This window comes from Psychrobacillus sp. FSL K6-4046 (assembly GCF_038624605.1).
GTDB lineage: Bacteria > Bacillota > Bacilli > Bacillales_A > Planococcaceae > Psychrobacillus.
Genome location: NZ_CP152020.1, coordinates 2,896,308 through 2,910,475 on the forward strand (window position 1 = coordinate 2,896,308; position 14,168 = coordinate 2,910,475).

Annotated in this window: 13 protein-coding genes and 1 other annotated feature (1 of these 14 only partly in view); of the genes, 1 reads left to right on the forward strand and 12 read right to left on the reverse strand. The window is 36.9% G+C overall.

All coding sequences use genetic code 11. The annotated features are described in order from the left end of the window. Positions 1 to 250, reverse strand: a binding site (T-box leader); it reaches 9 nt to the left of the window's first position. Positions 251 to 257: 7 nt separating this feature from the next. The 4 genes from ilvD to MKY09_RS14295 form a co-directional block, all read right to left on the reverse strand. Further along, positions 258 to 1,925, reverse strand: a complete 1,668-nt coding sequence (ilvD, locus tag MKY09_RS14280) for a dihydroxy-acid dehydratase (protein ID WP_169358833.1) — start codon at positions 1,923 to 1,925, stop codon at positions 258 to 260. 721 nt (positions 1,926 to 2,646) lie between these two features. Next, a complete protein-coding gene (locus MKY09_RS14285; RefSeq protein ID WP_342566942.1) occupies positions 2,647 to 4,329 on the reverse strand; it encodes a HAMP domain-containing methyl-accepting chemotaxis protein in 1,683 nt (560 codons plus the stop codon). A 160-nt stretch (positions 4,330 to 4,489) separates the two neighbouring features. Beyond that, on the reverse strand, positions 4,490 to 6,178 hold the full coding sequence (locus MKY09_RS14290; protein WP_342566943.1) for a methyl-accepting chemotaxis protein: 1,689 nt from the start codon (positions 6,176 to 6,178) through the stop codon (positions 4,490 to 4,492). Positions 6,179 to 6,197: 19 nt separating this feature from the next. Continuing rightward, a complete protein-coding gene (locus MKY09_RS14295) occupies positions 6,198 to 6,914 on the reverse strand; it encodes an NlpC/P60 family protein (protein WP_342566944.1) in 717 nt (238 codons plus the stop codon). Between the two features lie 156 nt (positions 6,915 to 7,070). On the opposite strand from MKY09_RS14295, the gene MKY09_RS14300 reads away from it, so the two are divergent. Continuing rightward, positions 7,071 to 7,397, forward strand: coding sequence for an SCP2 sterol-binding domain-containing protein (locus tag MKY09_RS14300; protein ID WP_342566945.1), 327 nt, complete (start codon positions 7,071 to 7,073; stop codon positions 7,395 to 7,397). Between the two features lie 328 nt (positions 7,398 to 7,725). On the opposite strand, the gene MKY09_RS14305 is transcribed toward MKY09_RS14300, so the two are convergent. From MKY09_RS14305 to MKY09_RS14340, 8 genes are all read right to left on the reverse strand, one after another. Further along, complete coding sequence (locus MKY09_RS14305; RefSeq protein WP_342566946.1) at positions 7,726 to 8,079, reverse strand: hypothetical protein; 354 nt, start codon at positions 8,077 to 8,079, stop codon at positions 7,726 to 7,728. Then, entirely contained in the window at positions 8,076 to 8,477 is a 402-nt protein-coding gene (gene fliS / locus MKY09_RS14310; protein WP_342566947.1) for a flagellar export chaperone FliS, read from the reverse strand. Before fliS ends, MKY09_RS14305 begins: the two co-directional genes overlap by 4 nt. 30 nt (positions 8,478 to 8,507) lie before the next feature. Continuing rightward, on the reverse strand, positions 8,508 to 10,004 hold the full coding sequence (fliD, locus tag MKY09_RS14315; RefSeq protein WP_342566948.1) for a flagellar filament capping protein FliD: 1,497 nt from the start codon (positions 10,002 to 10,004) through the stop codon (positions 8,508 to 8,510). A 17-nt stretch (positions 10,005 to 10,021) separates the two neighbouring features. Then, complete coding sequence (locus tag MKY09_RS14320; protein ID WP_342566949.1) at positions 10,022 to 10,384, reverse strand: flagellar protein FlaG; 363 nt, start codon at positions 10,382 to 10,384, stop codon at positions 10,022 to 10,024. A 276-nt stretch (positions 10,385 to 10,660) separates the two neighbouring features. After that, positions 10,661 to 11,485 carry an SDR family oxidoreductase gene (locus tag MKY09_RS14325; protein ID WP_342566950.1) on the reverse strand — a complete coding sequence of 275 codons (825 nt, stop codon included), beginning with the start codon at positions 11,483 to 11,485 and terminating at the stop codon, positions 10,661 to 10,663. Further along, the gene (locus MKY09_RS14330; RefSeq protein ID WP_342566951.1) at positions 11,482 to 12,189 is read right to left on the reverse strand and encodes an acylneuraminate cytidylyltransferase family protein; all 708 of its coding nucleotides are present in this window, start codon (positions 12,187 to 12,189) and stop codon (positions 11,482 to 11,484) included. The genes MKY09_RS14325 and MKY09_RS14330 overlap by 4 nt, the downstream gene beginning before the upstream one ends. Continuing rightward, positions 12,182 to 13,102 (reverse strand): Gfo/Idh/MocA family oxidoreductase, encoded by a 921-nt coding sequence (locus MKY09_RS14335; RefSeq protein WP_342566952.1) that lies wholly within the window; start codon positions 13,100 to 13,102, stop codon positions 12,182 to 12,184. The genes MKY09_RS14330 and MKY09_RS14335 overlap by 8 nt, the downstream gene beginning before the upstream one ends. After that, positions 13,095 to 14,165 (reverse strand): nucleotidyltransferase family protein, encoded by a 1,071-nt coding sequence (locus MKY09_RS14340; RefSeq protein ID WP_342566953.1) that lies wholly within the window; start codon positions 14,163 to 14,165, stop codon positions 13,095 to 13,097. The genes MKY09_RS14335 and MKY09_RS14340 overlap by 8 nt, the downstream gene beginning before the upstream one ends. Between the last annotated feature and the right edge of the window lie 3 nt (positions 14,166 to 14,168).

The window sequence follows — 14,168 nt, forward strand, 5'->3', positions numbered from 1 at the left end:
GAAATTCTTTTCATGGTACCACCCTAATTCGTAGCGCAACCGCTACCTCGCAGACAAACGACATAGCATCGAACGTCCATTTTTAACGAGAGTAGCTTATTACTACACCCGGAAGTATCTAAAAGGGATAATCCCGTTCAACACCTCACTCCGAGGGGATGTCGCTAAAGGTTGTATTGCCGGCTCCCAGCACTACCGGCTCTCTGTGAATACAAAATTCCTTTAACTTTTACCTCATCATAGATTTACAGCAATATTTATATTTTCATCACGCCACCTGTACTAGCAGATGTAACGAGCTTGGAATACCTTGCTAAATATCCTTTTTTAATCTTTGGTTCAAATGGTTGTAAGTCTGCTCTTCTTCTAACGAGCTCTTCCTCACTCACCTGTAACTCTATTGTTCTATTAATAAGATCAATAGCGATAATGTCGCCATTTTCTACTAAAGCAATCGGTCCTCCGTCAGCAGCCTCTGGAGAGATATGCCCGATAGAAATTCCTCGGGATGCACCTGAGAACCTTCCATCTGTAATGAGGGCAACCTTTGTACCTAAGCCTCGACCTTGAATCGCCGATGTCGGTGCCAGCATTTCTGGCATTCCCGGACCACCTCTTGGACCCTCGTAGCGAATAACAACTACGTGTCCTTCTCTGACAGTTCCATTATCAATTGCTTCCTGGGAAGCCTCCTGCGAATCAAAGACGATTGCCTCACCAGTGAATTCCTTAATAGATGGATCAACTGCACCAACCTTAATCACACCACCCTCTGGGGCAATGTTTCCAAATAAGACGGATAAGCCTCCTACTGGACTATAAGGATTTTCTTTTCTTCTAATCACCTGCTCATTTTTAATCTCGCAGTCTTTCACATTTTCATAGAGTGACTTACCAGTAATCGTTAGTCGATCCGGGTGAACTGCTCCAGGTATTTCACAAAGCTCTTTTATAATGGCACTGACTCCTCCAGCCAAGTGAACATCATGCATGGAGTAATCAGATGCTGGCATGATTTTCGATAAATACGGAATTCGCTTCGCTACTTCATTTATTTCACTAACGTTATACTCGATTTCTGCCTCGTGAGCGATTGCTAACGTATGTAACACTGTATTTGTCGATCCGCCCATTGCCATATCAAGTGCAAATGCATCATCGATTGTTTCCTTCGTAATCAAATCTCGAGGCTTCACATCCTCCTTGACCATTCGAACAAGATGCTTTGCCGCCTCTCGAATCAGTTGGTGTCTCTCATCCGATGTAGCAACGATCGTACCATTACCGGGTAGTGTAACACCTAGCATTTCCATTAAAGAGTTCATGGAGTTAGCCGTGAACATCCCGGAGCACGAGCCACAAGTTGGACAAGCATTTTGTTCAATGTCTAAAAGCTGCTCTGCTGTCATTGAACCTGACTTATACGAGCCGACCCCTTCAAAAACAGAAGTAAGGGAAAGCTGCTTCCCGTCTGCGGATACTCCTGCCTCCATTGGTCCTCCTGATACAAAAACCGATGGGACATTCGTTCTTACAGCGGCCATTAGCATTCCAGGAGTTATCTTGTCGCAGTTCGGAATATAAAAGACTCCGTCAAACCAGTGTGCGTTAATAACAGTTTCAGCTGAATCTGCAATTAACTCGCGACTTGGAAGCGAATATCGCATTCCAATATGTCCCATCGCAATTCCATCGTCTACACCAATCGTGTTAAATTCGAATGGAATACCTCCTGCCTCTCGAATAGCATCCTTTACAACCTCTGCAAACTTATTTAGATGCATATGTCCAGGAATAATATCGATATACGAGTTACAGACACCGATAAATGGCTTATCTAAGTCTCTTGTTTTTACCCCCGTAGCGTAAAGTAAGCTACGATGTGGGGCTCGATCTACACCTTTTTTAATCATGTCACTTCTCATTTACATCGCCCCTATACTTTACCGCTTCAACGCGTTTGCCTATGCAAAATTCGTAAATACCTGTTGAAATTACTATGTGAATTTTCTTGCAATATTTAATATATTGAAGATATCATAACCTCTATAAACCTTAGAGTCAACCGTATTTCTTTAAATTTTCTGTTAGTTTCGAATATTCATTTATATTGTAATCGCTTACAATAGCGATATATCGCATTTTGTATAAGGAAAAATTATTTTTAAATTTATTAATACATAACATGATTGTGAGAGGCATATGAGTGGGGATGAGGGAAAAGAAGAGTGAGATTAAATAAATGTTTTTCCTATTAAGTAACAATGCAATTACTTCACTTCTATGTAACACTCCTCCTTCTTGCACGGGGGGGCTCTTTTATTTCCCGCAATACTTTCTCCCGTTAGCGCAACACTTTGGGCAATTTCTGCAACACTTCAACTAATTTGTGCAACACTTTCCTCATTTCCCGCAACTCTTTTAATTTCCCGCAATACTTCCTTCCGTTAGTGCAACACTTTGGTCAATTTCTGCAACACTTCAACTGATTTGTGCAACTCTTCCCTATTTCCCGCAACACTTCAGCTGACCACTGTAGAACTTCCGCCATAGATCCCTACACTTAGCCACTTCTCTGTATCACTCCTACAAAAAAGACATCGTCACAATGTGTGACGATGTCTTCTTTAAGGGTGACCCCAATTATTAGATTTTAAAGTGGCTTACTTCACTTTGCAGTTTTTCTGCAAGAGTCGCCAATGTTTGTGCATTTGTTGAAATTTCTTCTGTTGCAGCTAATTGCTGCTCGGTAGCTGCACTCGTATCACTTGCTCCCTCTGCTGCGTGGTTTGCCAAGTTTTCTACTTGTTGAGCACTTTCTGTCACAGAGTTAGTCATTTCTTTAATATGTTCAATTGCGGTAGTAACTGTTGCAACTTTCACTGCAACTTCTTCTACACTGGACTCAATTTCATTGAACACGTCTAATGATTCGGTTGTCTTAGAAAGACCATCCTCTACCTTATCTCCACCTGTTGTGATTGCTTTAACTGCCTCAGATGAAGCGGACTGGATGAGTTTAACCATAGATTCAATTTCAGAAGCAGAATTTTTGGATTGCTCAGCAAGCTTGCGTACTTCCTCTGCAACTACTGCGAAGCCTTTTCCATATTCGCCTGCACGAGCTGCTTCAATTGCAGCATTAAGCGCTAGTAGATTTGTTTGCTCTGAGATATCCGTGATTAAAGCTGTTATGGACTGTATTTCATTGGAATGCTTAGCCATATTGTTCATAATTTCGGTCGTTTCTTTGAATGTTTCATGAATCGTATTCATTTGACTTGCTACTCCAGATACTACTGTAGAGCCTTTAGTAACCAGTTTTTTCACGCCATCCGTTGCTTGTAACATCTCTTTGTTGTTTTGTGAAATGTCTGATACGCCTTGTTGCATTTCGGACATAGATCGCACAGAGTTTTCAACATGCTTAACTTGCTCTTCACTTGCTGCCATTTGCTCCTCCGCAGATTTAGCAACCATTTGAGAGGATGCTAGGCTTTCCTCTGAGCTTGCAGACAGTTCTTCTGCATTAGCAGCAAGCTGCATAGAGGAATCGCGAACATTAGAGACGATGCGCTGTAAATCACTCGTCATTTTATTAAAGGTAGCTGCCATTGCCCCAACTTCGTCTTTATTTTTAATAACGATTGGTTCTACTTTCAGGTTACCGTTTGCAATTTCCTCTAAGCCCCCTGTCACCTTACGAATTGGGTTAGCTATGCCTTTACTGATGAAATGAGAAACAAGTATACCTATAATAATACTTGCGATTGCCAATATAATTATAAATATATTAATTTTATCATTATATGTATCTAATTCTTTTCTAGTCTGTAGCATATTTTTTTCTTGAATTTGTTTTAACTCACCCAAGATTGCTAAAGCATTGCCGTTAAGCTCGCTTGACTTTGCTGCATATTGTTCAAAGGGTTGATTGCTTTTTTTCGACGTGATTATTTTATCATTTGATTCAAAAAGCTGTACCGTCTCTGTTTGAAGGTCCTTTAATAACTTTTGTGACTCTTCATCCTTTACAGATTCTATTAAAGCACGAGCTGCGACTGATCCCTTTTCTATTTCTTGATCAAATTTTTGGATAGCATCATCTGAACCGAACATAACGAACTCTAGAATAGCAGTGGCCATATCCTTTTGAATTACTTCAATTTCTGACACTAGATTAATCTTTTTAATATCCTTATCAATAATATCTTTATACTTATTTGCAAGATCATAGGAAGTAAAAATAGAAGTAACACTTATAAAAACTAATAAAAGTAAAACAAATGAAAACCCGAACCACATTTTTTTGGAAATTGATAACTTCATTTTGGAACTCCTTTTCCGTAATTATTTTCATACATGAGTAAAATGCACCTCTATAATTATACTCTTTATAAGGTATTTTGACATAGATAAATGTACATATTTATTCCTAATGGCATAAAAAAGTTCTACACTTTTTATATTAAGTATAGAACCTTTATACCTACATTTTAAAATGACTTATATTATCTTGTAATTTTTCTGCTAAATTTGCTAGAGATTGAGCATTAGATGTAATTTCATTATTAGAAGCAAGTTGTTGTTCTGTCGCTGCGCTAGTATCAGTAGCCCCTTGTGCTACAATTTCTGCGAGTCTTTGAACATCTCTTGAGCCCTCCGTGACCGTTTGAGCAATCGTCTGAATTTGCTTAATTGCACTAGAAACAGTTTCTGCCTTAAAGCTTACTTCTACTACTGCGGTTTCAATATGCTCAAATACATCTAAAGATTCTTTTGTTTTTGTTAAACCTTCTTTAACCTTGCTTTCTCCAGCCGTAATTGCAACCACCGCATTCCCGGTTGCCCCTTGGATCACTTTTACCATGTCCGCAATTTCAGATGCAGCATTTTTGGATTGCTCTGCCAGCTTTCTTACCTCGTCTGCAACCACCGCGAATCCTTTTCCATATTCTCCAGCTCGTGCTGCTTCAATCGCAGCGTTTAATGCAAGCAGATTTGTTTGCTCTGAGATTTGTGTAATAAGAGTAGTAATAGCTTGAATATCACTAGAATGCTTCTCCATATTTCTCATATTGGTTGCTGTTTCATTAAACGTCTCATGAATAGTGCTCATCTGTTGTGCCACCGCCTCGATGACATCAGAGCCTTGTTTTACAAGCATTCCAACATTATTAGCAGAATTAAGCATCTCGCCATTACTAGAGGCAATTTCATTCACTCCTTGTGAAAGCTCCGACATTCCTTCCATAGAAGTAGTCATATGGAGTACCTGCTGTTCACTGCTAGCCATTTGCTCATGAGCTGAGCTTGCTACCATTTGAGAGCTCGCTAAACTTTCCTCTGAACTGGCTGATAATTCTTCTGCATTAGCTGCAAGCTGCATTGACGTTTCATGTACATTCGAAACAATCGTACGGAGGTCGGCTGACATTTTATTAAATGCCGAGGCCATTTCCCCAGCCTCATCTTTATTCTTAATAAGTATAGGCTCTACAAGTAGATTGCCCACTGCAATTTCTGTAAGACCAGAAGTCACACGCTTAATCGGCCGTGCAACACTTCTTCCAATTAAAAATGCAATGATAATTCCAACGACAGCTCCAACAATTGTGATAGACATAACAAAAATGATAGCCATGCGCTCGTAATCCAAAAGCTCACCAACAGTAGCATCCATATCCTGCTGAACCTGCTCATCAATTTTATCTAGCAAAGAAATCATATTATCATTAATCGTTTTAACATCTTTTGTTAACGTATTTATTTGAGATGGATCAATGAGCACTTGATTGGAAATAAGCTTTTCATTTGCTTCCACAAACATCTTGTATTTTCGTTCATAGTCCTCAATGTATGGTACTGACTCCTCAGATTTCAATCCTTTTTTAAGGTCTTCCATCAGCTTCTTTTCATCCTCCAAATGAACACGCACGTTCTTTCTAGAAGCATCTGTTTTCGTCAATAGAAAATCATAAAGGTTTTCTGTAGTCTCATTTTGAGCCATCTTAATGTCCTGGATAATTCTCACGTTAACACTATCAACCCCTAGGATTTCCCTATATTGACTCGTGGTAGTTTGCGATGCTAGGCTGCTAAAGTAAGAAATAACAACCATCACTAGGATAATTGCAGAGAAGCCCAACCACATTTTTTTTGTAATTGTCCACTTCATAATCATTCTCCTGTCTTAATTACTTTTGAACAAATCGATTAAAGGATACAAAGTGCTCATTCCAGTACACATTATCGAGCTTTGTAATTTCTACTCCCTTAGATCCTGCATGGATGAATTGATTGTCCCCTAAAAAGATTCCCATATGAGAGATTCCTTCTTTATATGTGTTTTGGAAAAACACCAAATCTCCAGGGACCGGGTTAGTCACCACAACACTATCCAAATAATAAGACTCGCTGCTCTTACGTTCCATTTTCACACCAGCCTGATTATGTAGGAAATATATAAATCCACTACAATCAAACCCAGCCATCGTATTTCCGGCATATAAATAAGGAATGCCTTCCAAACGCTTAGCAAAATCAATGATTAGTGGGTAATAGGCATGTCCTTCCCCTGAAATAATAGGTGCGGGAGCTGGTGTCGCTACTGGGACCGGAGCAGCAACAACTACTGATTGAACAGGCTTTGTCACAACAGGCGCAGCCTTAGCTGGGACAACCTTTGTGGCACTTTTAACAGTGGCTGGTTTTTGTACTACAAGCTTTTGCTTAATATAAATATTATCCTTCGTCAGCTTGTTCCAAGTACGTAGATCAGCGACGGTTACTTTATGTAATTTGGCAATCTTTGTAAGGCTATCTCCCTTTTTCACCTCATAAAGCGTACTTGCACTTGCATTTTCTGTAATAAAAAACAGTATAAATGCTATAATCAGTACCTTTTTTCTCATACTTTAAACCCCCTTTTTGTTTATATCGGTAAAACTTTCGTAACATCCACAACTTTCAACAAAATATTACCTGGGAAATAAACACTCGTAAGTTGTCAGAAAATATGTCATAATCATAAATGAATAACCATTCATTTAGAAAAAGGGGATATGACTATGAATGAAACATGGGCACAAATCGAAAACACAATGAACAACAATCCAACACCAATCCAAAACCAAAACGTCCGCTACGAATTCCACCTATCCGGTGATGAACCTTCCGTCAAACAATTAGTCATCGCAGACGGTATAGCATTTGTTACAGAGGACACTTCCACAAAGGCAGACTGCACCTTGAAATTGAGCTCAAAAGATTTTGTAAAGCTGATCAATGGAGATTTGAATAGTACTTCAGCATTTATGTTTGGGAAACTGAAGATAGATGGGAGTGTTGGGCTAGCTTTGAAGCTGGAGGGATTGTTGAAGGAGTATAACTTTTAAGTAGAGGAATTATAGCCTATTTTTTTAGGTATTCGTAATCTTTAAACTATAAGCTTGTGAATAAGGGTGTGTCCCTTCTCACAAGCTTTAAATTATTTAGCTATTGTTGTTTGATCATCAACCTATACTTGTCTATTCTATACATGGAAAGAAAGTTCGAAAGTTTCGTAAATAGCAGCACTAGTAATACGGCAACTCTTTTTGATTACATGGCAAAACGCAAAATTTGGTATTCCTCTATAAACGGTATCCAAAAACTGCCGCAAGAAATAATTCATACTATTATAATAAAAAAACTGGCAGAGATTTATTTCTCCACCAGGATTACTTAATTTTTTGTATCGTAAAACGTACCATCTTTTGTTATGTTACTATAAGGGTTAACATAGTTTTTCATGTTACTTTTTTTTGATTTAGCATCAAAAATGTTCTTTTTAATTTCACTAGTGAACATGGTAAGTTTCTTCTGAATACTTTCTTCCATTGCTAAAAGTTCTTTACCAAGGGCTTCTTCTTCTACTGTAAACGGACTAGTTATTTGTGATTGTAGTTGATCACGAATATCTAAACATTTATCAATATTAACTATCGTCTCTTCACGCCTTGCTTCATCAGTTTGTCGTGTAAGCTCTAGAAGCGTTTCGGACACTTGATGCCAATTTTTCATCGCTGGTCGAATCATATTTCATTAACTTCCCCATATTGTTTTTGACGGTTAATTTGAATCACTTGCTTCCATGTATCGCGAAAATCGGTAATGATAGCAGATGCTTCATCGAACATCTTACCTTCTTTTTTTATATTTCCATCTATAAGGCGACTATTAACAAATTCATATAAAGCAAGCATATTTTGTGATACTGGATATGATGTGTCTAAAGTCAACATCAACTCAGTCACAATTGCCTGAGCCTTCTGAGAAGATAGATTCATCTCTTGATAATTATTATTTTCTAAAGCACTTTTAGCCTGGTGGATAAATTTCAGGCATCCATTGTACAGCATAAGAGTTAGTTCGCCAGGCGTCGAGGTATTTACTGAGTTATGCTGGTACGTTGCATAAGGATTTTTAGCAGCCATTAAAATCTCTCCTTTTTGTTACTAGTTTTATCACGCGCCGCCACCAAGAGCATTCATCAAATTAGCAGACTGAGCATTGGCACGTTGTATCGCATTTTCCATCGCTGAAAACTGTTTCCAATAACGTGCTTCCACAACTTTCAAGCGATCTTGAAACTTGTCCATTTGCTTATTCATTTCTTTTAAATTTCGCCCTAAAGTAAATGAGTCTTCGGTAGAGCTAGCACTTCCTGCTCGTTTATGAATTTCTTTATAACTACTCTCCGCAATAGCTCGCAGTCGAACTGCAAATCCTTGCTCACCTGTTGTACTATCAGCAGATACTGCAGTACCAGATTGTGCGAATAGTTTTTGGACTTTGTCAGGGTCATTGTTAATGGCTTCCTTTAACTTTATCTCATTCACAACAAGTTTACCATTATCTTGCCAAGCGTATTGCCCACTAGGTGTCGCAATACCAATATCTTTTAATGAACCTTGGTCTTTAACGGAACCCATAAGTGCTGATCGCATTTGTGATATCATACCTGAAATGACCGGATCATTTTTTAGCAAGCCACTTTTAGCTTTTTCTTCCCATAATTCAATCTCTTTATCAGACATCTCGGCTTTCTCTTCAGATGAAAGTGGTTTAAAGTCGCGATACGTTTTTTCTTTTACTAGACTGTTCAACTCATCTACCAGTTTATTGTAGTCATCTACAAATTTAACTATATTTTCAAAAACAGCTTCTGTGTCTGGTTTCGTACTAAAATTTATGTCTTTATTATTTGCTGCTTTTAATGTAAACTCGAAACCATTAACCTCAACCACATTTTTTGAACTTTCCATTTTGAGGCCATTTACTGTATATACAGCTTTTTGACCCTTATTTGTCACAACTTCCCCGTCTAGTCCTAATTTGTTAGCGACATCACCAGCGCTTGTAACTACAATTTCACTACCAGTTACATTAGCACCACCATGTTTGGTTGACATCGCAATTTTACCAGAATTCGTATCGTAAAAAGCATTAACCCCTGTTTGTTTCGTAATTTTGTCCATTACATTTTGAATGGTATCTGTAGAAGCTATAGTTACATCTTTATCTTGCATTACTCCATTTTCATTAATCGCACTTATTTTAAGAGTAGTACCAGTAACCCCAAGATCCGCCATAGTAGTTGTGGCCGGTTTTCCGGCCCCTGCATCAATTACACGACTCTGCAGAGTAGAATTTTTTGCTAACTGTTCAATTTTTATTGTTCCAGAAAAATCGCTAGTAGAGTTTTTGTTTTTAATAGAAACATCGTTTGGTGCAGAACTCTCCGTAATTTTCGCATTAAATTTTGTTGAAAGTACCATATTGTTGAAAATATTGTCACTAAACTCTTTCACCTTACGGTTTACATTACGATAACTATCTAATTGCCACTGAAGTGTTTGTTTTTTTTGTGTAACCTTGGTAAGGGGAATGCGTTGTACCTTCATTAAATCATTAATGATTGAGTCTGTATCTATTCCAGATGCTAATCCACCAATTTTCATTAATCATTACACCGTCCTTATATTTTATGATTGACGAACAGACCATTAAATTCACGCATAGCAGCATGAGCATCCATCAGTTTTCTTGAGGGAATTTCTTTAATAACTTCGTGTGTTTTTGGATCAACAATTGTTACATAATACTCATTCAATTTTTCATGAAACTCAAATCGAAGTTCTGAATTGGATCCTTCTAAAAACTTATTCATACTTTCTGTCATAAGCTTTGCTTGATTAGTAGGTAATTGCTCACCGTCTACTGCATTTCCAATGGCTTTATCTACTATTTTTTTAACCATGACATCCATGTCTGGTCCACTTCGTTCGAATTGAGCATTAACTTGCGATGTTACTCCATTACCTTCAATACGATTTACCATTTCTCATACCTCCTTGTATTCGAGTGCGCTCACATACAAATTATATCGGCTAGTCAAAAAGGAAGTTAAGATAATTGGTAAAAATAAGTATTAGACCTACCTCTATTAAGTTCATCGTTACTTTAGTTTAATATAAGGTAATAGAGGGGTAAACATCTCCAGTTTCACCTTTAAAAGTTTTATTTTAAAGTGTAAAATAGAGTCTACTCCTAATTTGCTAATATCTCCTTGGAATTTCTATTTTTCATAATGGAAATTCGAGAATACTAATTAGGATTACCAAGCATTTAAACCGCCATCTACAATAATATTCTGTCCAGTTACATAACTAGACGCATCAGATGCTAAATAAATGAGTGCCCCTACCATTTCCTCTGGCTGAGACATCCTTCCCATTGGAATACGAGAGCTATATTTTTCTTTAAAAGTATCATTTTGGCCACTTTCTACTCCACCAGGTGTAATTGCATTAACACGAATACCTTCCTTAGCCCAGTAAGTAGCAAGATATTTAGTCAATCCAATAACCCCAGCTTTAGATGCTGAATAAATCGCTGGGGAGTTAATTTGACGATTTAAATAATATGAGCCTTCATATATACGCTGATCAGGCGCCATCACACCATAAATAGACGATGTTTGGATGATAGAGCCACCTTTCCTCTGTTTCTTCATAACTTTTCCAACATGTTTTGCAACAAGAAACATTCCATCTAAGTTTGTTCCCATGATTTCTTTCCACTGAGCTAGTGTATAGTCTTCAAAATCCGCAAAAAAGGCATCTAAATCATTTGATTTTCCAGCAGCATTATTATGTAGGATATTAATTTCACCAAATTCACTTAGAACTGATTCCACCATTTTTATTACTGATGGCTCAGACGCTACATTGCATTCAAAAGCAACAGCTTTTACACCAAATTTTTCTGTAATAACATTTGCAATATTTTTTGCTGCTTCCAAATTAATATCTACCACTGCAATGTTTGCTCCAGCCTCCGCCAAACCAGAACAAAAATGTCCACCTAATATACCCGCTCCGCCAGTTATAATAGCTGTCTTTCCATTCAACCTAAACTTCTTGATATAAGACTGAGTCATGATATTTCCCCTCTTTTCATTGCCAAAAAAGAAACAAACTCAAAATCAAGTTCAGAATCAATATCTATTGATCGTTCCTCAGGCATTTCATATAACAAAGTTTTTGAATGAAATACAGATGTTGAATTCAACAGAATTTCTCTTTTCCAAATATAAATAGAAGCGTTCATATCATAACATTTAGGAGATTCTTGTCTTCGTACAATTACTTTATCAAGTCTTTTAGACAAATCAGCGTACCCTTTTTCGTTTACTTCTACTAGATTAAAATATGGGCTTCTTCTAGATGGTGCACCTGTAATTAAATTGTCTACGTCTGAGTTTTCTTCAAATATTCGTATTGATTGGATAATATCTTCTACTAATCTTAATGGCGATGTTGCATCCAAATCGACAATAACTTTAAACTGTTTACCTAATTTCTCTTCTACTGCTAATAGACAATGCTGTATCACCGGTAATTTTGCTGCTTGATCAGTTGCAAGTTCATTTGGTCTTTCAACCAATATATCCGCACCAAACTGCTTAGCAATTGCTAATATTTGTTCATTATCACTACTAACCGCTATTGCATCAAACAAGCCACTTTGTTTAGCCTGTTCAATACTGTGTGCTATTAAAGGTTTATCTAGCAACATTTTAGTATTTTTATTTTTTACGCCCTTTGAGCCACCTCTTGCACAAATAGTACAAATTCTACTCATTCGACACCCACACTTTCTCTTTTGAAGCCTTCTCAGCTTGCTCAATCATTTTAACAATACTTAAACCACTTTCATAAGAGCATAAAAACTCATTTTCTCCATTTAAAATAGCTACATGCTGCTGTTTATAAGTATTATCTTTTCCAACATTAAATTGAATTATTTCTTCATTTATTTGTAGAGTATTTTTAATAAAATCGGCTTTATAAGTAATTTTATCCGTGTTTATTATCAATATCCTTTGTATTATATTGTCTAAGTAATTCATTTGAAGCGTAACATGTGGGACTAATTCGGTATGATATATTAAAGAAAAATGATCATCAGAATCAATTTTCAACCTACTAAATTTACCACCAAACGCTGCAATTTCCTTCCATTCACCAAAAAGAAAATTTAAATAATCAAGTTCATGACTTAAATCCCGAAGAACTCCACCACCCATTGATGCACTTGCAGAATATGATTTTGTATAATCTGTTCCCGGTCGCCAAGAGGGGAGGTATTGACCAACATAGCAAAGTACTGACACAATATTTGAATTTTTTAATTCGTTAAAAAGTTTTTGTACCAAGGGATGAAAACGCAAATTATATCCAATATACAATTCAGCAAAGTCTAAATCACTATTTATGACCTTCGGAAATAGTGGTTTTTCTACTAGGATTTTTTGATTGTACCCTAAACTCCTTATTTCATTTATAGTCGATTCATGCTTACTAGTTTCATTGGCTATTACTATATAATTTGGTTGTTCAACCAACAACGCTTCCCTAATATCGTAGTAAGAACTAGAATACTCTACTTCTCTCCTAGAAACGACAGCTACACTATGCCCTAATTCATTCAACAATCTAGTATGCCTTTGTCCAATTGACCCATAACCAATAACAAGACATTTAAATTTATTCATCTTTTATCTCACCAAAACCAAAACTTTTACCGAAATCTGTATTGGCCTTCTCGTAATCATCCAATCTACCTATATCCAGCCAGTATTCCCTTAATGGAAAAGCTGAGACTTTCTTTTGTTCATGCAGCAATTTCTTATACAGCTCCGGCATATCGAAAAAATCACCATTTGGGATATATTCTAATGCTGTAGGATTTAATATATAGATCCCTGCATTTACAAAGCTTTTATGTACTGGCTTTTCGACAATAGATAGTAACTGATGATTGTCCGTCTCAATAACACCATATGGTATCTGATATTCATACTCCCGTACACATATTGTTGCAGACGAGTTTGTTTCATTATGAAAGTCTAATAGTTGTTCAAAATTAATTTTCGTTAGTAAATCCCCGTTCATCACAAAAAAAGGTTCACTCGGTTTGTCTGATAATAAGGATAGAGCCCCAGCTGTACCCAATCTTTCCGATTCTTCTATGTATTCGATATTGACGCCTAGATGAGCCCCATCTTGAAAATAATCCATAATCATTTCTTTTTTATAGTTAACTGACAAGACGAAATTTGTAAAACCATAGGCTTTAAAACTTTCTATAATCGTTTCAACGATTGGTTTATTTCCTACATTTAACATCGGTTTAGGGATTGTATCTGTTAATGGACGAAGCCTTGTGCCCAGACCACCAACCATTAAAACTACCTTATTAGTTTTTTTAATAGTTAACTCCAACTCATCAGAAAATACAATATTTTTTAATAGATTATCATTTGATACTAGTGGCAGTTGCTTTAGCTTTCTTTCACGCATTCTTTTTTTATAATAAAAGGACTTTTTCCCATTTAATTCACAAATAGGAGACGTATTCATCACATTACTTATTGTAGAGTCCAGTGAAAGTCCTTTTAATATTCCACGTCGAATATCACCATCGGTTACCGTTCCTAATAAAAACATGTTACTATCGACAACGGCGGCAAATTGCATTGTAGTCGCGTCAATTATTTTCATCGTTTCTAGTATCGTTGTTTGAGGCTGTATAAGAACATCCTTCCAACTTTTCATCAG

Excerpts from the sequence above, each read along its gene's own strand:
- ilvD (WP_169358833.1), bottom strand. The coding sequence starts at position 1,925 with ATGAGAAGTGACATGATTAAAAAAGGTGTAGATCGAGCCCCACATCGT.
- MKY09_RS14285 (WP_342566942.1), bottom strand. The coding sequence starts at position 4,329 with ATGAAGTTATCAATTTCCAAAAAAATGTGGTTCGGGTTTTCATTTGTT.
- MKY09_RS14290 (WP_342566943.1), bottom strand. The coding sequence starts at position 6,178 with ATGAAGTGGACAATTACAAAAAAAATGTGGTTGGGCTTCTCTGCAATT.
- MKY09_RS14295 (WP_342566944.1), bottom strand. The coding sequence starts at position 6,914 with ATGAGAAAAAAGGTACTGATTATAGCATTTATACTGTTTTTTATTACA.
- MKY09_RS14300 (WP_342566945.1), top strand. The coding sequence starts at position 7,071 with ATGAATGAAACATGGGCACAAATCGAAAACACAATGAACAACAATCCA.
- MKY09_RS14305 (WP_342566946.1), bottom strand. The coding sequence starts at position 8,079 with ATGATTCGACCAGCGATGAAAAATTGGCATCAAGTGTCCGAAACGCTT.
- fliS (WP_342566947.1), bottom strand. The coding sequence starts at position 8,477 with ATGGCTGCTAAAAATCCTTATGCAACGTACCAGCATAACTCAGTAAAT.
- fliD (WP_342566948.1), bottom strand. The coding sequence starts at position 10,004 with ATGAAAATTGGTGGATTAGCATCTGGAATAGATACAGACTCAATCATT.
- MKY09_RS14320 (WP_342566949.1), bottom strand. The coding sequence starts at position 10,384 with ATGGTAAATCGTATTGAAGGTAATGGAGTAACATCGCAAGTTAATGCT.
- MKY09_RS14325 (WP_342566950.1), bottom strand. The coding sequence starts at position 11,485 with ATGACTCAGTCTTATATCAAGAAGTTTAGGTTGAATGGAAAGACAGCT.
- MKY09_RS14330 (WP_342566951.1), bottom strand. The coding sequence starts at position 12,189 with ATGAGTAGAATTTGTACTATTTGTGCAAGAGGTGGCTCAAAGGGCGTA.
- MKY09_RS14335 (WP_342566952.1), bottom strand. The coding sequence starts at position 13,102 with ATGAATAAATTTAAATGTCTTGTTATTGGTTATGGGTCAATTGGACAA.
- MKY09_RS14340 (WP_342566953.1), bottom strand. The coding sequence starts at position 14,165 with ATGAAAAGTTGGAAGGATGTTCTTATACAGCCTCAAACAACGATACTA.